Raw genomic sequence first — 19,411 nt, 5'->3', positions numbered from 1 at the left:
TCATTCTACTCTTCTTCGCTTTTCGTCATGCTCAGCACCGGCGGTCGTTCATCGATGCGGGTGACCAGCAGCTGATCGATGCGATAGCTATCAATATCCACCACCTCGAACTTGTAGCCAGCAAACTTCACAAAATCGGTACGCTTCGGAATCTTACGCAACATATACATCATAAAGCCACCGATGGTTTCGTAGTTGCCTGACTGCGGGAAATCATCAATGTCCAGCACGCGCATCACGTCATCAATCGGCGTACCGCCTTCAACCAGCCATGAATTCTCATCGCGCGCTACAATCTGCTCTTCCATACCCTGGCCAACCAGATCGCCCATCAGCGTGGTCATTACATCATTCAGGGTAATAATGCCCACAACCAGCGCATATTCGTTCATGATCACCGCGAAATCTTCTCCGGCGGTTTTAAAACTTTCCAGTGCTTCAGAGAGGGTCAGCGTGTCCGGCACGATCAGCGCCGAGCGAATCTGCAGGCCGCTGTTCAGCGCCATGCTCTGATTACCCAGCACGCGCAGCAGCAGCTCTTTGGAGTCGACATAGCCAACGATATGGTCGATATCGCCGCTGCAGACCAGAAACTTCGAGTGAGGATGCTGGGCGATTTTGGTTTTGAGGCTGGTCTCATCTTCGTGCAGATCAAACCAGACAATATTCTCACGTGAGGTCATGGAGGAGGGAACAGTACGTGACTCCAGCTCAAACACGTTTTCAATCAGCTCGTGCTCCTGCTTACGCAGCACGCCAGCCAGCGCACCCGCTTCAACCACCGCGTAGATATCGTCGGAGGTGATGTCATCTTTACGCACCATCGGCAGCTTGAAAATACGGAAGAAGACGTTAGCCAGGCCATTAAACAGAAACACCAACGGACGCATTATCAGCAGGCAGAAACGCATCGGGTTGATGATGCGCAGCGCGATGGTTTCCGGTGCGACCATGCCGACCCGCTTTGGGGTTAAGTCAGCAAACAGGATAAACAGGCTGGTGACGATGGTGAAGGAGCAGATAAAGCTGAGCTGCTCCGCCAGTTCCGGCGAGACAAACCGGTTAAACAGGCCGCTGAAAACCGGCGAAAACGCCGCATCGCCAACAATACCCCCCAGGATGGCGACGGCGTTGAGGCCAATCTGCACCACGGTGAAGAACATGCCCGGCGTTTCCTGCATTTTCAGCACGCGCTGCGCATTTACGTTGCCTTCATCGGCCAGCAGTTTCAGTTTGATCTTACGGGCGGCCGCCAGCGAGATCTCCGACAGAGAGAAAAAGGCACTGATTACGATCAGTAACAGAATGACAAGTAAGCTATCTAACATATGAGATCCAAAGGGTTATCCACTTGTCATTTTTGGCCTGGGCAGCGTGGGTAAGCGCAAACAGAGTTGGTTTATCCGTGAAACAAAGCTATCCGTGCCAAAAATGTCTGCGCCAGTTCGACAACAAACGACATGTCGGGGCAGAAATGAAAACAGGCGGCATGCCTGTGGTGGCCGATTATAGCAGGAGCGCTCATTGCGCCGCCAGAGGGCAAACCGCTGCTTAAGGGCGCATTAGCAGCCAGAGCGGCCGGTTACAGACTCGGATTTATCTGAGTGAGTCATATCGGACTGATCATTCCGACCCGCAGGAGTTGTATCGCTCACCCCATTTACCGACAATAGCCCCGTTATTTGACTTAGATGTCAGAGTTGCTCCGCCGTTTGCCATAAAGTGCGGCTATGATGAGGATGTTGCCGTTGCGGTAGTGCGGGCAAAGAAGATTAATAAGCGCCCCGCGGAAAAGGGGCCGGCATGATTAACAGGAGTACAGGTGCCACGATTTTATGTTTATTGCATGGCTGGCCTGCTGCTTGCCGCGCCCGCCCTTGAGGCGGCGACAGTGCGATTACAGGTAGACGGCTTATCCGGGGATCTGCAAAAGAATGTCAGAGCGCGTCTGTCCACCATCGGCAGCGATGAGGTCTCTAATGATGGCCGCTTTCGCGCGCGCGTTTCTGTTGCGATAAAAGAGGGGCTGCGCGCGCTCGGTTATTACGAGCCCACCATCGATTTCGAATCCCGCCCCGCGCCTGCGCAGGGTGGACGACCGGTATTAGTGGCACACGTAACGCCTGGTGAACCGGTAAAAATCGGCGGCAGCACGATTGTGGTCGAAGGCGATGCGCGCAATGACGCGGATTACAAAGCCTGGGTGAAGCAGGGACGCCCTGAAGTGGGCAGCCAGCTTAACCACGGGCAATATGACAAATTCAAAAGCGGCTTCTCTAATCTCGCACTGCGTAACGGCTATTTCGACGGCACGTTTAAAAAAAGCCAGCTTGGTGTCTCGGTTGAGCGGCGTGAAGCGTTCTGGGATATCGACTACGACAGTGGCGAACGCTATCGCTTCGGCGACGTTACTTTCCAGGGATCGCAAATTCGCGAAGAGTACCTGCAAAACCTGGTGCCGTTTAAAGAGGGGGACTACTACAGCTCCCGCGATTTAGCCGAGCTGAATCGCCGCCTCTCCGCTACCGGCTGGTTTAATTCGGTGGTGGTCGCGCCGGAATTCAGCAAGGGACGACAGACCAAAGTGCTGCCGCTGAGCGCAGTAATGTCACCCCGCACCGAAAACACCATTGAAACCGGCGTCGGCTATTCCACAGACGTCGGTCCGCGCCTGAAAGGGACCTGGAAAAAACCGTGGATCAACGACAGCGGCCACAGCCTGGCGGCCAGCGCCTACGTTTCCGCGCCGGAACAGCAGGTCGATCTCAGCTACAAAGTGCCGCTGCTGAAAAGCCCGCTTGAGCAGTACTACACCTTCTCCGGCGGCCTGAAGCGCACCGACCTAAACGACACCAAAGCGGATACCACTACGCTTGCGATGTCGCGCAACTGGGACAGCAGCAGCGGCTGGCAGAAGGCGGTCAACCTGCGCTGGAGCCTGGATCACTTTACTCAGGGCAGCGTGACCAACACCACTATGCTGCTCTATCCCGGCGTCAGCGTAAACCGTACCCGTTCCCGTGGCGGCCTGATGCCGACATGGGGCGATTCACAGCGCTATTCGGCAGACGTCTCTGATACCACCTGGGGTTCAGACGTCGACTTCCTGATCCTGCAGGCGCAAAACGTCTGGATCCGTACCCTTGGCGACAGTCATCGCTTTGTGGCGCGCGGCAATCTGGGCTGGATCGAAACCAACGACTTCGAAAAAGTGCCGCCGGATCTGCGCTTCTTTGCCGGTGGTGACCGCAGTATTCGTGGCTACAAATACAAAAATATTTCACCGCGCGATGATGACGGCAAACTCACCGGTGCGTCAAAACTCGCCACCGGATCGCTGGAATATCAGTACAACGTCACCGGGAAATGGTGGGGCGCGGTGTTTGTCGACTCGGGCGAAGCGGTTAACGACATCAAGCAAAGTAACGTCAAAACCGGTGCGGGCGTCGGCGTGCGCTGGTCTTCACCGGTTGGCCCAATCAAATTTGATATCGCCAGACCCATCGGGGATGACGAAGAGCATGGATTACAATTTTACGTAGGGCTGGGGCCAGAACTATGAAGCTGTGGAAAAAGGTCCTGATCGGCATTCTGATCTTTCTGGTCGTGCTGTTGGGTGGGGTGGCATTTTTAATCGGTACCACGCCTGGGCTGCATTTAGTGCTGAAAGGTGCGTCGCGCTGGGTGCCGGGCCTGTCAATCAAGCAGGTCGATGGGGGCTGGCGTAACCTGACCCTTAACGGTCTGCGTTACGAAATGCCTGGGGTCAGCGTCGATGCCGGGCAAATTCATCTGGCGGTGGATCTCAACTGCCTGCTGCACTCCTCCGTGTGCGTTAACGATGTCTCCCTGCGCGATATCAGCGTGGTGGTCGACAGCAAGAAAATGACGCCTGCGGCACCAGCGCCGGAAGAGGAGAGTGGCAACACTAACCTCAGCACGCCATACCCCATCACGCTGCGTCACTTTGGCCTGCACAATATCAATGTCAAAGTTGATGACACCGCAATATCGCTGCTCGACTTCACCACCGGCCTGCAGTGGCAGGATCGTGCGCTGACGCTGAACCCGACCCATATTCAAAGCCTGCTGATTGCGCTGCCGAAAGCGGCGAAAGTGGTCAATGACGAGGTGGTAGAACCGAAAGTCCAGCAGCCACATCCCGCTGAAAAACCGCTGGGTGAAACGCTGCAGGCGATGTTTGCGCAACCCCTTCTGCCTGCGATGCCTGATTTCCGTCTGCCGCTGGATATTGAGGTGCAGCAGATTCTGGGTGAACAGCTGCGCATTACCGGCGACACCGATATTTCCGTCAGCCGGTTGCTGCTGAAAGCCAGAACCGCCGATCGTCAGATGCAGCTCAGCACGCTGGAGGTGGACTCGAACCTCGGCAATCTGAAGGGTAGCGGTCAGGCGATGCTGGCGGATAACTGGCCAGTCGATTTCTCCCTTAACGGCACAGTGAATACCGATCCGATTAAAGGCGAAAAGCTCGCGCTGAAACTTAATGGCGCGATGCGCGACGAGCTGAAGATGGGGCTGAACCTCTCCGGTCCGGTGAATGCGCAGCTGGACGCCACGACCCAGCTGGCGGTGGCGGGATTGCCGCTGTCACTGAAGCTGACCAGTCCGCAGTTACGCTGGCCGCTGACCGGTCCGGTAGCGTATCAGGCGGATAACCTGGACTATCAGTTCAAAGGCAAAGCCACCGATTATGTGATGTCGCTGCAGACTGCCGTGAAGGGTGAATCTGTACCACCGGCGACGATCTCGCTGACGGGTAAAGGCAACGTTGAGCAGTTCAGCCTCGACCGCCTGCGCGTGGCTGCGCTGCAGGGCAATATCGATCTCACCGCGCTGGTGGACTGGAGCAAGGCGATAAGCTGGCGCAGTGAGCTGACGCTGGCGGGAATTAATACCGCTAAACAGTATCCCGACTGGCCAGCAAGGCTGGATGGCAAAATCACCACCCGCGGCAGTCTGTATGGTGGCAGCTGGCAACTGAGCGTGCCGCAGCTACAGCTGAAAGGCAATGTGAAACAGAACGCCGTGACCGCTGATGGCTCCCTGACCGGTAACAGCTACAACCAGTGGACGGTGCCGGGCATTAAGCTGGCGCTGGGACGCAACCATCTGGATGTTAAAGGCGCGCTGGGCGACAGTCTGGATCTCGATGCCAGTATCGACGCACCCCAGCTCGACAATGCGCTGCCGGGTCTGGGCGGCGTCATCAACGGCACAATAAAAGCGCGGGGTACCCTGAAGGCACCGCAGCTGCTGGCCGATCTTAATGCCCGTGGTCTGCGCTGGCAGCAGATGCAGATCAATCGCGTCACCCTGAATGGCGACGTCCGTTCCGGCGAGCAGGTGGCGGGTAAACTGCAACTGCGCGTCGAGCAGCTGAAGCAGGATGCGCTGAACATCAGCCTGCTGACGCTGAACGCGGACGGCAATGAGCATCAGCATCAGCTGAAGCTCAATGTGCAGGGCAAACCGGTCTCTGGCCAGCTGGCGCTGAACGGCAGCTTTGATCGCCAGACGGAGCGCTGGAAAGGGTCGCTGAACGACACCCACTTTGATACGCCAGTCGGTGAGTGGCGTCTGACCCGCGCCATGGCCATCGACTATCTGAACAGCCGCCAGACGGCCACCATCGGCCCACACTGCTGGCAGAACCCCAATGCGCAAATTTGTGTGCCGGAGCCGGTTGAAGCGGGCCCGGCAGGCAAGGCGCATGTGGTGCTGAATCGCTTTGACCTGGCGATGGTGAAGCCGTTTATGCCGGATGCGACTCAGCTTAGCGGCCTGTTCAGCGGCGACGTGCGCGTCAACTGGACTGCCGATGGCAGCCTGCCGACCGGTACCGTGGCGCTGAAGGGCAACGGCGTGAAAGTGGTGCAGGATGTGCAGGGCAACAATCTGCCGATCGCCTTTGACACGCTGAACCTCAATGCCGCGCTGCGAAACGGGCGCGCCCAGCTCGACTGGCTGATCCGCATCGCCAATAACGGTCAGCTGGATGGCAACGTGCAGATCGACGATCCGCAAAACCGTCGCACGCTGGGCGGTAACGTCAACATCCGCAATGTCTCGCTGGCGATGCTCAATCCGGCACTGATGCAGGGCGAGAAGATCAAAGGCAGCCTGAACAGCAGCCTGCGCCTGGGCGGCAGCGTGCAGCAGCCGCAGGTATTTGGTCAGCTTGGCCTGACGGGTGTGGATGTGGATGGCAACTTTATGCCGGTTGACCTGACCAGTGCCAACCTGAATCTGGTGTTTAACGGCATGAGCTCCACCCTGAACGGGCTGGTGCAGACCGGGCAGGGCAATATCAACCTCAGCGGTAACGCAGACTGGAGCCAGCTCGACAACTGGCGTGCGCGCATTGCGGCGCAGGGCAGCCGGGTTCGCGTGACCGTGCCGCCGATGGTGCGCATGGATGTCTCGCCGGATCTGGTGTTTGAAGCGACGCCAGCGGCCTTTAACCTTGATGGCCGGGTCGATATTCCATGGGCGCGCATTACGGTGCAGGAAGTGCCGGAAAGCGCCACTGGCGTTTCGTCGGATGAGGTGTTGCTGGATAAACAGCTGAAGCCGATTGCACCGCAAACCGCCGCGATTCCGATTAACAGCAATCTGGTGATCCACGTCGGCAACGATGTGCGACTCTCTGCGTTTGGCCTGAAAGCGAAGCTGAATGGCGATCTGAAAATGGTGCAGGATAAGTCAGGACTCGGCCTGAACGGTCAGATCAACATTCCGTCCGGTCGCTTCCACGCTTATGGTCAGGATCTGATCGTGCGTAAAGGCGAGCTGCAGTTTGCCGGTCCGCCGGATCAGCCTTACGTCAACCTGGAAGCCATCCGTAACCCGGATGCCACCGAAGATGGCGTCACCGCGGGTCTGCGCGTCACTGGCCTGGCGGATGAGCCAAAAGCGGAAGTCTTCTCCGATCCGGCGATGTCGCAACAGGAAGCGCTTTCCTATCTGCTGCGCGGTCAGGGATTGGGCAGCGACGGCGACAGTAACGCCCTCACTTCAGCACTTGTTGGCTTAGGGGTTGCACAAAGTGGGCAGGTTGTGGGTAAAATCGGGGAGACATTCGGTGTCAGCAATCTCGCTGTTGATACTGCCGGTGTTGGCGACAGCCAGCAGGTGCAGGTCAGCGGCTATGTGCTACCGGGTCTGCAGGTAAAATACGGTGTTGGCATATTTGATTCACTGGCGACGTTAACCTTGCGTTACCGCCTGATGCCTAAACTCTATCTGGAAGCCGTGTCCGGTGTGGATCAGGCTCTCGATTTGCTCTATCAGTTTGAGTTTTAGCAATGCGAATAATTGTCTACGGCAGTTTACGGCGCAAACAGGGAAACAGTCACTGGATGACGAATGCGCAGTGGCTGGGTGATCACCAGATTGAAGGCTTTGAGCTTTACAGTCTGGGCCATTATCCCGGCGTGATTGAGGGCAATGGAGCGGTACATTGTGAGGTGTACCGCATTGATGCCTCAACCCTTGCGGAGCTGGATGCGCTTCGCACCAAAGGGGGAGAGTACAAACGTTATCTGACTCAGACGCCGTTTGGCAGTGCATGGCTTTATGTCTATCAACGCTCAGTGGCAGGACGCCAGCGCATCATGAGTGGTGACTGGCTGAAGCGCGATGAGGAGCCAGAGGCCTGAACAAAAACACCGTCCATCCGGACGGTGTTTTTTTTTCGACTCACAAACCGGCAGCAGAATTACTTCTTCTGTGCGCGCTCGTAAGAGGAGATGATTTCAGCTTTAGCGGCTTCGGCATTATCCCAGCCATCCACTTTCACCCATTTGCCTTTTTCCAGATCTTTGTAGTGCTCAAAGAAGTGGGTGATCTGTGCACGCAGCAGTTCTGGCAGGTCGTTCACATCTTTGATGTGATCGTACTCTTTAGAGAGTTTGGTGTGCGGAACGGCAACCAGTTTGGCATCTTCGCCAGACTCGTCGGTCATTTTCAGCACGCCAACCGGACGGCAGCGGATCACTGAGCCTGGAACCAGTGGATACGGGGTCGGAACCAGTACGTCAACCGGATCACCATCCAGAGAAAGGGTATGGTTGATGTAGCCGTAGTTGCACGGATAGAACATGGCGGTAGACATGAAACGGTCTACAAACAGGGCACCAGACTCTTTATCAACTTCATATTTGATCGGATCAGCATTCGCTGGGATCTCAATGACAACGTAGATATCTTCTGGCAGGTCTTTACCTGCTGGCACCTGGTTCAAACTCATCTGGCATTCCTTCAGTAGTCGTATGTTGAGTGTCAGCTATTATAGCCAACTGACTCTGAAAGTATGCCCCCTTTTTGGCGTTTCGGAATGCGCCCAAACGCTACTTAGCCGCCACAAACAGCGAAACAATGCCTGCGGCAATCAGTGGTCCTACCGGCACCCCTCGGAAGAACGCCACGCCAATCACTGTACCAATCAGCAGACCACCAATCACCGAAGGCTGGACGCTCATAAAGTTCACGCCACGGCCGCCCAGCCAGGCGACAAAGATCCCCACCAGAATCGCCACAATCGACTTCCAGTTAGCAAACGACTTGATCAGCGCAGAGGCGGGCAGTGAGCCGCTTGCCAGCGGGGCCATCACCGCCACGGTAAGAATAATGATGCCTAAGGTAATGCCCTGTTTTTCTACGTAGGGGAAGAACTGAGCCAGCGGGGTAATTTTAATCGCCAGCAGCACCAGAATTGAAATTGTGACCGCGTTGTTGTGAACGAAATAACTCAGCACGGCAAGGCAAATCAGAATGATGGTCGAGGCGTAAGCAGCCATGGTTTCTCCCTGAAGGTTAATGAGCGCGCTGACTTCAGCCAGCGCAAAAACCGGTTATCGATCAGCAGTCATCGGGGTTAGCACAGCTGCCTTTACCAAGTGACTGCAACATCAGTGCCTGATTGCGCACCAGGCTCAGGCTCTGAGCGCTCAGCGCCACGCTGCCCAGCGAGCCTTGTGAACTGAGCTGGCTGCGGCTCGCCTCAAGCCAGCTGTCGCGGTAGCTCATCCAGGCGCGTTGCGCGGCACGCAGTTTGCTTTTAGGTTCGCCGGAGAGGGTTTTCATCAGTTTGTTGTACTGCTTATTCATCTCCTGATCCCAGGCCCGATTAGCCGCAGCGTAGCACTGGTTCATGGCAAGGGTAGTCGAGGCGTCATTGAGGCAGCGATCGGGCGAGGCGTCTGTCGGCAGATCCTCTGCCAGCACCGCTGTGCTGAGGCACAGCAGCATCAGAAGTAATCCTGGTTTCATTCTTTTCTCCGGATAACGGATAAGCGGCGATTAGCTTGATGGATGTTCCCGTGATGATCAAGTTGTTAACACTAATCAGGGTTAAAGTTTCGCGCCGTTACTGCCGATACTTCATCCGTTTTAGGGCCGCTGGAAAATTTGCCTTTTCACATACACGGAAACTATCTGGATGAAACAGTTATCACTTCGCACGGGGTTGCTGGCATTGCTGGCATTTATGACACTGCTGCTGTTGGCGGTGAGTTTTATGGGTATCGTGGCAATTAACAAAGGGAATCGCTCGCTGGATGTGATCAACCGCATTCAGGGGATCGAGCTGAACAGTCTTTACCAGAGCAATGCCGATCTGATGCGGGCCCGCGCTAACGCCGCGCTGGCGGTGCGTAAAATTGAAATTGGTTTACTGGAAGAGGGGGCGGCAGTAACAAAACTGTCGCAGGCGGATGTGGTCTCATCACAGCAAAGTTTGAAGCGCTTTGTGGACGCCGGAACGGTGACGGCGCACGGTAAAAAGCTGGCCGATGCGGTTTCGGCCAGTTACAAAGCCTATCTCGATCAGGGCATCAAACCAATGATGAACGCCCTGGATAAGCAATATACCGACGAGTATTACCAATTGCTGGAAGGCAACCTGGCGACGCTGGCGGCCAGCTATAACAAGGCCGTCACGGACTTCAGTCAGCTGGCCGATCAGATCACGCAGGCCCAGCTGGCGCAGGCGGCCTACAACGAAACCAAAATGAAAATCCTGATCGCCGTGGCGGTGGTATTAACACTGCTGCTGCTGGTGCTCGCCTGGCAACTGCTGCGTAGGATGCTGCTGCAGCCGCTGAACCTGGCCATTCTCCATCTTGAGCAGGTCGCGGCGGGCGACCTCTCGCAGGCGCTGCCACCGTCGGGCAACAATGAGCTGGGGCGGCTTAATCATGCGCTCGCCGGGATGCAGCAGTCGTTGCGTACCTCGGTGAGTCAGGTGCGCGAAGCGAGTATGCAGATCGACATCGGCAGCCGTGAACTGGCCGCGGGCAACGTCAATCTGTCGCAGCGTACCGAAGAGTCCGCCGCCTCGCTGGAGCAGACGGCCGCCAGCATGGAGCAGCTCACGGCAACCGTGCGGCTTAACGCCAGCAATGCCCAGCAGGCGCACCAGCTGGCTAACGCGGTCTCTGATACTGCCGATCGCGGCGCGGAGGTGGTCTGCTATGTGATGGAAAAAATGCATGAGATTACCGACAGTGCCAATCGTATCGGCGACATTCTTGGCGTGATTGATGGTATCGCCTTCCAGACCAATATCCTGGCACTCAACGCCGCCGTTGAAGCGGCGCGCGCAGGCGAGCAGGGCCGTGGCTTTGCGGTGGTGGCAAACGAAGTGCGCACGCTGGCACAGCGCAGCGCTAACGCGGCCAAAGAGATCCGTACGCTGATTAGTGATTCACAGTCGAGGGTCAAAGAGGGCAGCGAGATGGCGACGCGGGCCGGGGAAACCATGGATGAGATTTCTGGTGAGGTCATGCGCGTAACGGCACTGATGAAAGAGATCTCGATGGCCTCTGACGAACAGAGCCGTGGCATTGAGCAGGTTAATCTGGCGGTCACACAGATGGATGCGGCGGCGCAGCAGAACGCGGCGCTGGTGGAGCAGGCCACCGCCGCAACCCAGTCGCTGGAAGCGCAGTCCGATCAGCTTCAGGCAACCATGGCGCAGTTCAGGTTGCAGACGGCGTAAAAACAGCAAGGGCGCGAAAATCGCGCCCTTACTTTTTATATGACTTTTTATACCCCTGCCGGATTAACCCTGACGGCAATCCGGGAACTCGGCCAGGAAACGCTCAACGTCGTTCACCATCGCCTCGTTACCGCAGTAGAACGGACAGCGCTGGTGCAACGTGACCGGTGGAATATCCAGAATACGCTTCTGACCGTCGCTGGCTTTACCGCCCGCCTGCTCTGCCAGGAACGCCATCGGGTTGCACTCATACAGCAGACGCAGCTTACCCTGAGGATGGCTGGCGGTGCTTGGATAGAGGTAGATGCCGCCTTTCAGCAGATTACGATGGAAATCCGCGACCAGCGATCCGATGTAACGTGAGGTATAAGGACGGTGCGTTGGCAGATCCTCTTCCTGACAGAACTTCAGATATTTCTTCACACCCTGCGGGAAACGAATGTAGTTACCTTCGTTAATGGAGTAGGTGTAACCCGTTGGTGGATAGGTCATACGTTCGTGGCTGAGGCAGAACACACCCAGAGACGGATCGTAAGTAAACGCATGCACGCCTGCACCGGTGGTATAAACCATCATGGTGGAGGAGCCGTAAACCACGTAACCGGCAGCGACCTGCTTGTTGCCTGGCTGCATGAAGTCAGCTTCAACAACCGGCGTACCCGGCTCGCTGACGCGGCGGTAGATAGAGAAAATGGTGCCGACGGAAACGTTAACGTCGATGTTAGAAGAACCATCCAGTGGATCCATTAACACCACGTACTTACCGTTTTCTTCACCTTCAAAGATCACAAACTCGTCTTCTTCCTCAGAAGCGATACCGGCGACGATGCCGCGTGCTTTCAGTGCTGCCTTCAGTTTCTCGTTGGCAAACAGATCAAGTTTCATCTGCTGCTCACCCTGAATATTCTCGACGCCGCTGGCACCCAGAATATCCACTAAACCGGCTTTGTTGATATCGCGGTGGATGATTTTGGCACCCAGCTTAATAGCGGAAATCAGCGCTGTCAGTTCACCTGTAGCGTGCGGAAAGTCATGCTGCTTCTCGACGATAAATTCGCCCAACGTTTTCATAACACATTCCCTGAATCTTCGATGGAGTGGCAGCACGCGTAACAGTCTGCCAACGGATGCGTACGCAGTTTAGCCGATTGAACTTCAAAAACCATAGTCCTAATCCGTTTCTTCCATCTGCGAGCGGCGTTACACTGTGCGCCGAACTTTTGAGTAATGGATCACGTAATGCGCATTCACATCCTCGGGATTTGTGGCACTTTTATGGGCGGTCTGGCGATGCTGGCCCGTTCACTTGGTCATCAGGTGACCGGGTCAGACGCCAACGTTTACCCACCTATGAGTACTCTGCTTGAACAGCAAGGTATTGAATTAACAGAAGGTTACGACGCCAGTCAGCTTGACCCGGTGCCTGATCTGGTGATTATCGGCAACGCGATGACGCGGGGTAATCCTTGCGTGGAAGCGGTGCTGGAACGCAACATTCCTTACCTCTCTGGCCCGCAGTGGCTGCACGATTTCGTGCTGCGCGATCGCTGGGTGCTGGCGGTCGCGGGAACCCACGGTAAAACCACCACAGCCGGCATGGCAGCGTGGATTCTCGAGGCCTGCGGCCTTGAGCCAGGCTTTATTATTGGTGGTGTGCCCGGAAACTTCGATGTCTCGGCAAAATTAGGAAAAAGTCCATTCTTCGTAATTGAGGCGGATGAGTACGACTGCGCGTTTTTCGATAAGCGTTCCAAGTTTGTCCATTACTGCCCACGTACGCTGATCCTCAATAATCTTGAGTTTGATCACGCCGATATCTTTGACGATCTGCGCGCGATCCAGAAGCAGTTCCACCATCTGGTGCGGATCGTACCGGGCCAGGGCAAGATCCTGCTGCCGGAACATGATCCTAACCTCAAACAGGTGATGGCGATGGGCTGCTGGAGCGAGCAGGAGAACGTGGGCGAGCACGGGCGCTGGCAGGCGAAGAAGCTCACCAACGATGCGTCTCACTGGGAAATCTGGCTCGACGGCGAAAAAGTCGGGGAAGTGAACTGGGCGCTGGTGGGTGAACACAATATGCACAACGGGCTAATGGCGATTGCTGCCGCGCGCCATGTGGGTGTGAAGCCGGAAGATGCAGGCCAGGCGCTGAACAGCTTTATCAATGCGCGTCGGCGGCTGGAGCTGCGCGGCGAAGTGAACAGCATCAAAGTCTATGATGACTTCGCTCACCATCCGACCGCGATTCTGGCGACGCTGGCTGCCCTGCGTAGCAAAGTTGGCGGCAGAGCGCGCATCCTGGCTGTGCTGGAGCCACGCTCCAATACCATGAAGATGGGCGTCAGCAAGAACGATCTGGCACCGTCGCTGGCGCGTGCTGATGAGGTCTTTCTGTTCCAGCCGCACCATATTCCGTGGCAGGTATCTGATGTCGCAGAAGCGTGCATTCCGCCTGCACACTGGAGCGCGGATATCGATACCCTGGTGGAAATGGTGGCCAAAGCCGCGCAGCCAGGCGACACGATTCTGGTCATGAGCAACGGCGGGTTTGGTGGCATCCACCAGAAGCTGCTGGACAGGCTGGCATAATGTCACAGGCGCCCGTTTCGGGCGCTTTTTTAAAAGCATTATCCCCGGAAATATTATTCCCTCAATAAATTCCGCATATTTTTGAATTCGATCTGCTCACTCTTCCTGCCGTTGCCATATTTTTCTTATTAGTGTCTGAAACAGAAAGGCCGCTCTCGCCGGTTATTTCTAGCATCATCCCTGTAGTGACTGAGGAATAATAATTAACGCGTTAAAGTTAAAGGGATAAATAACAGTCTCTCTTTATGCGCGATCTTATATTGATGAGGTTTTTAAATATAAGTTAACTCTGGGTTAAACGAATGAGTTCGGATAATTCATTGCTCTGATTACCACTAATAAGGATGTTCATATGGGAAATAATAATTCATTGTCGTTTTTGCTGGGCGCCGCGTTGTTATGCAGTTCTGCTGCGGCGCTGGCCACGGCCACAGTTGATTACCGGCATGAGTACCGCCTTCGCGACCGCACGCACTACGACAAGCTGGGTCTGAGCACCACGCTGCCGGACAATATGTTTCTCGGGGTCGAAACCAAATTCAAAACCGGCGGCGCCGATCCAAAAGACAAATATTATAACGACACCGTGTTAAACGTAGTGGAGGTGACCTTTCTGAAGTCGTATTACTGGGGAAGCTGGACAGTGTCGCCTTTTATTCAGCCAGAATTTAACTCCTCGCGCACTGAATGGAAATTTGGTGTGGCACCCTGGTATAAATTTAATGATCGCTGGTCTCTCGGTGGCCTTTATCGTCTTGAGCTGACCGATTATGCGCATGACGATCAATGCCGCACCGGCGGTATTGATTATTGCGATACTGACCGGCATCGCACTGCCAACCGTTTTGATCTCTATCTGCGAAATAAAAGCGATCGGCTGACCACCACCTATAAGCTGGTGTATAAACACGCGGATGCGAAACTCTTTGCCAATAAACATGACGATTACGAACAGGAGTTACAGTTCGATTATGCGCTTGGCAACGATCGCGTCTGGGTGCCTTACGTCACCTTTGGTGATATCGGACGTTCTGCGACATCGAGCGAACGCCAGCTGCGGCTGCGCACCGGTATTCTCTATATCTATCGATGAATGCGCTGCCGGGAGGCGGGCGAGGCTGCCCGCCATGGCGTTACTTCGCTTCGGCCAGTTCGCGCAGATACTGGAAAATCTGACGGGCAGACTTCGGCGGCTTGCTGCCCGCTTTCTCTTTCTGCGCGTTACGGATCATGCTGCGTAACTGCTGACGATCGGCATCGGGATAAAGCGCAATCACGTCGCCCATCGCTTCATCACCCTGTTCAATCAGACGATCGCGCAGCATTTCCAGTTTATGGAACAGCGCAACCTGCTGGTTATGGCGATTATTGAGCTTATCCAGCGCAACGCGGATCGGCTCCACATCAATACTGCGCAGCAGTTTACCGATCAGCTGCAGCTGACGACGGCGACCCTCTTTCTTGATGCGCTGTGCCAGTTCCACTTCAGTACGCAGGCGCTCATCCAGCGGGATTTTATCCAGCGAGTTTTTACCCAGATCAACCAGTTCGGCACCCAGGCGCTTTAACTCTTCTGCATCGCGTTTAATTTCACTCTTACTGACCCAGATAATCTCTTCATCTTCTTCTTCGTCATTATCTGGCACATCGTCGAGCCACTCATCGGGCTGTTTGGTCATTTCCGGGCTCCCAAAAAAAAGAGGCTAATCCTACCAGTTTATCGGGTGACTGCGAAATTGTTCTCTGACTCTGATAGACTCAAATCATTCACACATAAGATTAGACGGCAGGTCGATGAACGTATCTACTCAGGTTGCAGAACAGCGAAAAGTACTGGAGCAGGCCATTGCGCAGGCACTTGAACTGGCTAAAGCAAGCACTGACAGCGCGGAAGTGGCAGTCAGTAAAACCACCGGCATCGGGGTCAGCACCCGCTATGGCGAAGTGGAAAACGTCGAATTCAACAGCGACGGTGCGCTGGGCATCACCGTCTATCATCAGAATCGTAAAGGCAGCGCCTCATCGACCGACCTCAGCCCGGACGCGATCAAACGCACCGTGCAGGCGGCGATTGATATTGCGCGCTATACCTCGCCCGATCCCTTCGCCGGTCCGGCCGACGCAGAGCTGCTGGCCTATGATGCGCCAGACCTGGATCTCTACCATCCGTGGGAGATTGATGCTGACCGCGCCATTGAACTGGCTGCGCAGGCGGAACAGGCATCACTGCGCGCCGACAAGCGTATTACTAACACTGAAGGTGGCAGCTTCAACAGCCACGTCGGCATCAAAGTCTTTGGCAACAGCCACGGTATGTTACAGAGCTACTGCTCAAGCCGTCACTCGCTCTCCAGCAGCGTGATTGCCGAGCAGGATGGCAACATGGAGCGCGACTACGCCTACACCATTGGGCGCGCGTTTGAAGATTTGAAGAGCCCGGAGTGGGTTGGTGCAGAGTGCGCGCGCCGCACGCTCTCTCGTCTGGCACCGCGTAAACTTCCGACCATGAAAGCCCCGGTGATTTTCGCCTCTGAAGTGGCAACCGGCTTATTTGGTCATCTGGTTGGCGCGATCAGCGGCGGCAACGTTTACCGTAAATCGACCTTCCTGCTGGATTCTATGGGTCAGCAGATCCTGCCGGAGTGGCTCACCATCAATGAACAGCCGCATCTGCTGAAAGGGCTCGCCTCCACGCCATTCGACAGCGAAGGGGTGCGTACCCAGGCGCGCGACATCATCAAAGATGGCGTGCTGCAGACCTGGCTGTTAACCAGCTACTCAGCCCGCAAACTGGGCCTGACCAGCACCGGTCACGCTGGCGGCATTCATAACTGGCGCATTGCGGGCCAGGGCCACAGCTTTGACGACCTGCTGAAGCAGATGGGCACCGGGTTAGTGGTGACCGAACTGATGGGACAGGGCGTCAGCGCCATTACCGGTGATTACTCACGCGGTGCGGCCGGGTTCTGGGTCGAGAATGGCGTTATTCAGTACCCGGTCAGCGAAGTGACTATCGCCGGAAATCTCAAAGAGATGTGGCGCAATATGGTGACCATCGGTGACGATATTGAAACCCGCAGCAATATCCAGTGCGGTTCAGTGTTACTGCCTGAGATGAAGATAGCGGGACAATAAAGATGGATTCCTGAAGCAGCCGGTTGGCTGCTTTTTTTCATCACAATAAAAAGGAAGTAATGATGCGTAAGCATGTGATTGCAATGTTGTCGGCTTCTCTGTTGTTCTCCAGCGTCAGTCTCTATGCGGCGGATCTGGAGCAGGATATGGATACACTGAATGCGAACCTGAAAATCGTCAAAAAAAGTGACAATGCCCAGGAGATGCAGCAGGCGTTAACCAAAATGCGTGCCGCAGCGCAGGATGCGCGACAGGGCACGCCGGATAAGCTGGAAGGCCAGCCGGCTGACAGCCCACAGGTGAAAGATTTCCATGCCGGTATCGACTCACTGATCGCGCAGATCGATGTGGTCAGCGCGCTGGCGAAAGCCAACAATGTGGACGGGGCGAAACGCGAAGCAGCGAAGTTCGACGACATCCGCAATACCAACCATAAGAAATTCCGTTAATCAGATCGCCGGCCAGCCAGGCCGGCGGTTTTTTACCATCACTTCTGCTTATTACCGCACCCTGAACCCCCGCGCGTCCGGCTTGTCGCCGCACAACATCACCGCTTTTCTCGGTTAAATCCATCAAATTACGCATTCTGCGACGCGTGTCGCACTAAGCATGCAGCCTGCGATCTGACGCACAACCTTCACTTCAATTTCCACTTGCTGCTGGAAATGTTGCCTCTCCACAGCCGGGGCGATGACCGCTAATTTGTTTTTAACGCGAATTATCCGGTTTAACAGGAGTAGCAAGGTGAGTAATAACGGCGTCCCGGTGTATGAAGCGGCACCTGAGAAAGTGCAACAGCTGGCTGACAGCGTGATGATGCAGATTGCTGCGATCTATCAGCAGCAGGGTATTCAGCCCAATGCGGTTCAGCAGCAGATGCTGCAATCGCATGTCGGTGCCATGGCGTCACGCTCGCTGAGCGGTGAGCCGCTGCCGGAAGTGGAAGCGGAGCTGTTTGAGGATATTCCGCCGGAAACGTTAGCGCTGGCGCAGCAGGTCGTCGATCTGTTTGGCAATCTGCCCCGCGAAGAGGCCTGGCTGCTGTCAGTGCATATTGAAGTCGCGCGATCAAACAACCAGAGAGGAACATAAGATGGTAACAGTAGTGATTGGCGATCGTTTAGGTAAAGGACAGAAAGTGGCGGCGGGCATCGAAAAAGCGGGTGGCCGTGCCGTCGTGGTGCCAGGTGTCGCCGCTGACATGAAACTGGGTGACGTGATGAAGGCGGAAAACGCCGATTTCGGCATCTCTTTCTGCGGCAGCGGCGGCGCCGGTGCTATCACCGCTCAGAACAAATATGGCTACAAAGCAAAGCATGGCATGCGTTCTGTCGACGAAGGCGTCACCGCCATTAATGACGGTGCCACGGTGCTGGGCTTCGGCTTTATGGATAAAGAAGAGTTAGGTGAGCGGCTGGTGCAGGCCTGGAACAAGAAGCACGGCAGCTGATTATGAAAGAACAATACGTTACCCAGGTGACGGTAGAGGGCAAAGGCGACACCAAAGCGAAAGCCTTTGCCGATGCCCTGAGTCGTGTGCAGAACCAGGTTCTGCGCGCGACGCAAAAAATTCTGCTGCGCATTGAACCTCAGGATGTCCGGGTGCTGCGCGCGCAGGAGAGCGTCAAAACCGAGAAGTTTCTCTTCTTCTTTCTGGCGCGCCAACGGCGGAGCTTCAGCGTCACGCTGGAGATCACCGTCAGCGTCACCGTTTTCGACACCGAACAGGTGGCGTTCACGGCGGCATCGTAAAACAGAGCCTGTTAACGCCAGCCAGCCGTTTGCCCGATGCTCTGCTGTCGCGACATCGCGATGATCAGGTGTGGGCGATGCGGCGGCGTGCGATTGGGCAGGTAAAAACGACAACAAGGTACAACAACATGTTTTTAATCATTTTGTTTAAGTCGTTGATCATTGGCGGGCTGGTAGGGGTCGGCGTCGGTGCGGGTGCGGCGCGCATGTTCCACGCGCCAACCACTCAGGGCATGGGCGCTTTCCGTACGCTGGGCGAGCTGAACTCGTGCGAGGGCGATCCGGCATCCCACTTCTCCTTTGGTCTTGGCTTCTTTTTCAATGCCTGGGCATCGTCTGTCGCAGCCGGTTCATTCACTCAGGATGTGGATCATCGCATCATTCCAAACTGGGGTGCGGCCGCCTTGATGGTGAAGAATCGTAATGTGGCGGAGACGCTGCACGATCCGAAAAAAATGGCCATCGCCTGCGGCATCATCGGCATGATCGTGGTCGCCTTCCTCAACTCCACCGCCTCGGCTGTTCCGGCTGCGCTGCAGGTCACGGCGGTCAAAGTGCTGGTGCCCGCCGCTAACCTGCTGGTGAACACCGTCATGCCGGTGATCTTCTGGCTGGCGGCGATCGACGCGGGCAGAAAGTCAGGCTTCTGGGCCACCATTTTTGGCGGTCTGGCGCAGCTGATCATGGGCAACGCCGTGCCGGGACTGGTGCTGGGTATCCTGATCGGTAAAGGCGTGGAAGAGAGCGGCTGGAACCGGGTCACCAAAGTCATGATGACCGCCATCGTGCTGCTGTTTGTGCTGAGCGGCTTCTTCCGTGGTTTCGATATGAAGCTGCTGCAGTCCTTCCAGCTCGGCATTCCCGGCTGGCTCGACATGATCCACAACTCAGTCAGCGGCAAATAAGAGG

At 55.7% G+C, this 19,411-nt stretch carries 18 protein-coding genes; 12 read left to right on the top strand and 6 right to left on the bottom strand.

The annotated features are described in order from the left end of the window. Window positions 1–5 precede the first annotated feature (5 nt). Window positions 6–1,328, bottom strand: a complete 1,323-nt coding sequence (locus HFD87_RS18495; RefSeq protein WP_010256442.1) for a hemolysin family protein — start codon at window positions 1,326–1,328, stop codon at window positions 6–8. A gap of 518 nt (window positions 1,329–1,846) precedes the next feature. Between HFD87_RS18495 and HFD87_RS18490 the strand changes: the two genes are divergently transcribed. From HFD87_RS18490 to HFD87_RS18480, 3 genes are read left to right on the top strand one after another with little or no spacing between them, the layout of a single operon-like run. Further along, window positions 1,847–3,562 (top strand): autotransporter assembly complex family protein, encoded by a 1,716-nt coding sequence (locus tag HFD87_RS18490; protein ID WP_154210861.1) that lies wholly within the window; start codon window positions 1,847–1,849, stop codon window positions 3,560–3,562. After that, window positions 3,559–7,326 (top strand): translocation/assembly module TamB domain-containing protein, encoded by a 3,768-nt coding sequence (locus tag HFD87_RS18485; protein ID WP_159227020.1) that lies wholly within the window; start codon window positions 3,559–3,561, stop codon window positions 7,324–7,326. Before HFD87_RS18490 ends, HFD87_RS18485 begins: the two co-directional genes overlap by 4 nt. A 2-nt stretch (window positions 7,327–7,328) precedes the next feature. Further along, window positions 7,329–7,682, top strand: coding sequence for a gamma-glutamylcyclotransferase (locus HFD87_RS18480; protein ID WP_010256451.1), 354 nt, complete (start codon window positions 7,329–7,331; stop codon window positions 7,680–7,682). A 59-nt stretch (window positions 7,683–7,741) separates the two neighbouring features. On the opposite strand, the gene ppa is transcribed toward HFD87_RS18480, so the two are convergent. The 3 genes from ppa to HFD87_RS18465 form a co-directional block, all read right to left on the bottom strand. After that, on the bottom strand, window positions 7,742–8,272 hold the full coding sequence (ppa, locus tag HFD87_RS18475) for an inorganic diphosphatase (protein WP_003855519.1): 531 nt from the start codon (window positions 8,270–8,272) through the stop codon (window positions 7,742–7,744). A gap of 100 nt (window positions 8,273–8,372) precedes the next feature. After that, window positions 8,373–8,822, bottom strand: coding sequence for a DUF441 domain-containing protein (locus HFD87_RS18470; protein ID WP_003855520.1), 450 nt, complete (start codon window positions 8,820–8,822; stop codon window positions 8,373–8,375). Between the two features lie 61 nt (window positions 8,823–8,883). Next, window positions 8,884–9,294 carry a lysozyme inhibitor LprI family protein gene (locus HFD87_RS18465; protein ID WP_167423766.1) on the bottom strand — a complete coding sequence of 137 codons (411 nt, stop codon included), beginning with the start codon at window positions 9,292–9,294 and terminating at the stop codon, window positions 8,884–8,886. Window positions 9,295–9,463: 169 nt separating this feature from the next. Here HFD87_RS18465 and HFD87_RS18460 point away from each other — a divergent pair, with 169 nt between their 5' ends. Then, complete coding sequence (locus tag HFD87_RS18460) at window positions 9,464–11,023, top strand: methyl-accepting chemotaxis protein (protein ID WP_010256457.1); 1,560 nt, start codon at window positions 9,464–9,466, stop codon at window positions 11,021–11,023. Between the two features lie 63 nt (window positions 11,024–11,086). On the opposite strand, the gene fbp is transcribed toward HFD87_RS18460, so the two are convergent. Continuing rightward, on the bottom strand, window positions 11,087–12,094 hold the full coding sequence (gene fbp / locus HFD87_RS18455; RefSeq protein WP_010256459.1) for a class 1 fructose-bisphosphatase: 1,008 nt from the start codon (window positions 12,092–12,094) through the stop codon (window positions 11,087–11,089). A gap of 168 nt (window positions 12,095–12,262) precedes the next feature. Between fbp and mpl the strand changes: the two genes are divergently transcribed. Next, window positions 12,263–13,615, top strand: a complete 1,353-nt coding sequence (mpl, locus tag HFD87_RS18450) for a UDP-N-acetylmuramate:L-alanyl-gamma-D-glutamyl-meso-diaminopimelate ligase (RefSeq protein WP_010256463.1) — start codon at window positions 12,263–12,265, stop codon at window positions 13,613–13,615. 352 nt (window positions 13,616–13,967) lie between these two features. Next, window positions 13,968–14,708 (top strand): oligogalacturonate-specific porin KdgM family protein, encoded by a 741-nt coding sequence (locus HFD87_RS18445; RefSeq protein ID WP_167423765.1) that lies wholly within the window; start codon window positions 13,968–13,970, stop codon window positions 14,706–14,708. A 40-nt stretch (window positions 14,709–14,748) separates the two neighbouring features. Here the strand turns inward: HFD87_RS18445 and yjgA are convergent, their stop codons facing one another. Further along, entirely contained in the window at window positions 14,749–15,294 is a 546-nt protein-coding gene (gene yjgA / locus HFD87_RS18440) for a ribosome biogenesis factor YjgA (protein ID WP_010256467.1), read from the bottom strand. A gap of 115 nt (window positions 15,295–15,409) precedes the next feature. Here yjgA and pmbA point away from each other — a divergent pair, with 115 nt between their 5' ends. The 6 genes from pmbA to HFD87_RS18410 all read left to right on the top strand — a co-directional run bounded on the left by pmbA (window position 15,410) and on the right by HFD87_RS18410 (window position 19,407). After that, window positions 15,410–16,750, top strand: a complete 1,341-nt coding sequence (pmbA, locus tag HFD87_RS18435; protein WP_010256470.1) for a metalloprotease PmbA — start codon at window positions 15,410–15,412, stop codon at window positions 16,748–16,750. Between the two features lie 62 nt (window positions 16,751–16,812). Next, window positions 16,813–17,199 (top strand): cytochrome b562, encoded by a 387-nt coding sequence (cybC, locus tag HFD87_RS18430; RefSeq protein ID WP_010256473.1) that lies wholly within the window; start codon window positions 16,813–16,815, stop codon window positions 17,197–17,199. Window positions 17,200–17,494: 295 nt separating this feature from the next. Next, window positions 17,495–17,842 (top strand): glycine dehydrogenase, encoded by a 348-nt coding sequence (locus tag HFD87_RS18425; RefSeq protein WP_010256475.1) that lies wholly within the window; start codon window positions 17,495–17,497, stop codon window positions 17,840–17,842. A 1-nt stretch (window position 17,843) separates the two neighbouring features. Further along, the gene (locus HFD87_RS18420; protein ID WP_167423764.1) at window positions 17,844–18,200 is read left to right on the top strand and encodes an SFCGS family glycine-rich protein; all 357 of its coding nucleotides are present in this window, start codon (window positions 17,844–17,846) and stop codon (window positions 18,198–18,200) included. Window positions 18,201–18,202: 2 nt separating this feature from the next. Further along, a complete protein-coding gene (locus HFD87_RS18415) occupies window positions 18,203–18,502 on the top strand; it encodes a DUF4312 family protein (protein WP_010256479.1) in 300 nt (99 codons plus the stop codon). A 128-nt stretch (window positions 18,503–18,630) separates the two neighbouring features. After that, window positions 18,631–19,407: a DUF4311 domain-containing protein gene (locus tag HFD87_RS18410; RefSeq protein ID WP_010256480.1), complete on the top strand. Its 777-nt coding sequence runs from the start codon at window positions 18,631–18,633 to the stop codon at window positions 19,405–19,407. Window positions 19,408–19,411 lie beyond the last annotated feature (4 nt).

The organism is Pantoea sp. EKM21T, from assembly GCF_011800405.1.
GTDB classification, from domain to species: domain Bacteria; phylum Pseudomonadota; class Gammaproteobacteria; order Enterobacterales; family Enterobacteriaceae; genus Pantoea; species Pantoea agglomerans.
The sequence above is the reverse complement of the archived record's forward strand: the minus strand, read 5'-3'. Positions and strand labels throughout refer to the sequence as shown.

Bases quoted from the DNA above. Each gene is read 5' to 3' on its own strand.
- HFD87_RS18495 (WP_010256442.1), bottom strand. From the start codon at position 1,328: ATGTTAGATAGCTTACTTGTCATTCTGTTACTGATCGTAATCAGTGCC.
- HFD87_RS18490 (WP_154210861.1), top strand. From the start codon at position 1,847: ATGGCTGGCCTGCTGCTTGCCGCGCCCGCCCTTGAGGCGGCGACAGTG.
- HFD87_RS18485 (WP_159227020.1), top strand. From the start codon at position 3,559: ATGAAGCTGTGGAAAAAGGTCCTGATCGGCATTCTGATCTTTCTGGTC.
- HFD87_RS18480 (WP_010256451.1), top strand. From the start codon at position 7,329: ATGCGAATAATTGTCTACGGCAGTTTACGGCGCAAACAGGGAAACAGT.
- ppa (WP_003855519.1), bottom strand. From the start codon at position 8,272: ATGAGTTTGAACCAGGTGCCAGCAGGTAAAGACCTGCCAGAAGATATC.
- HFD87_RS18470 (WP_003855520.1), bottom strand. From the start codon at position 8,822: ATGGCTGCTTACGCCTCGACCATCATTCTGATTTGCCTTGCCGTGCTG.
- HFD87_RS18465 (WP_167423766.1), bottom strand. From the start codon at position 9,294: ATGAAACCAGGATTACTTCTGATGCTGCTGTGCCTCAGCACAGCGGTG.
- HFD87_RS18460 (WP_010256457.1), top strand. From the start codon at position 9,464: ATGAAACAGTTATCACTTCGCACGGGGTTGCTGGCATTGCTGGCATTT.
- fbp (WP_010256459.1), bottom strand. From the start codon at position 12,094: ATGAAAACGTTGGGCGAATTTATCGTCGAGAAGCAGCATGACTTTCCG.
- mpl (WP_010256463.1), top strand. From the start codon at position 12,263: ATGCGCATTCACATCCTCGGGATTTGTGGCACTTTTATGGGCGGTCTG.
- HFD87_RS18445 (WP_167423765.1), top strand. From the start codon at position 13,968: ATGGGAAATAATAATTCATTGTCGTTTTTGCTGGGCGCCGCGTTGTTA.
- yjgA (WP_010256467.1), bottom strand. From the start codon at position 15,294: ATGACCAAACAGCCCGATGAGTGGCTCGACGATGTGCCAGATAATGAC.
- pmbA (WP_010256470.1), top strand. From the start codon at position 15,410: ATGAACGTATCTACTCAGGTTGCAGAACAGCGAAAAGTACTGGAGCAG.
- cybC (WP_010256473.1), top strand. From the start codon at position 16,813: ATGCGTAAGCATGTGATTGCAATGTTGTCGGCTTCTCTGTTGTTCTCC.
- HFD87_RS18420 (WP_167423764.1), top strand. From the start codon at position 17,844: ATGGTAACAGTAGTGATTGGCGATCGTTTAGGTAAAGGACAGAAAGTG.
- HFD87_RS18415 (WP_010256479.1), top strand. From the start codon at position 18,203: ATGAAAGAACAATACGTTACCCAGGTGACGGTAGAGGGCAAAGGCGAC.
- HFD87_RS18410 (WP_010256480.1), top strand. From the start codon at position 18,631: ATGTTTTTAATCATTTTGTTTAAGTCGTTGATCATTGGCGGGCTGGTA.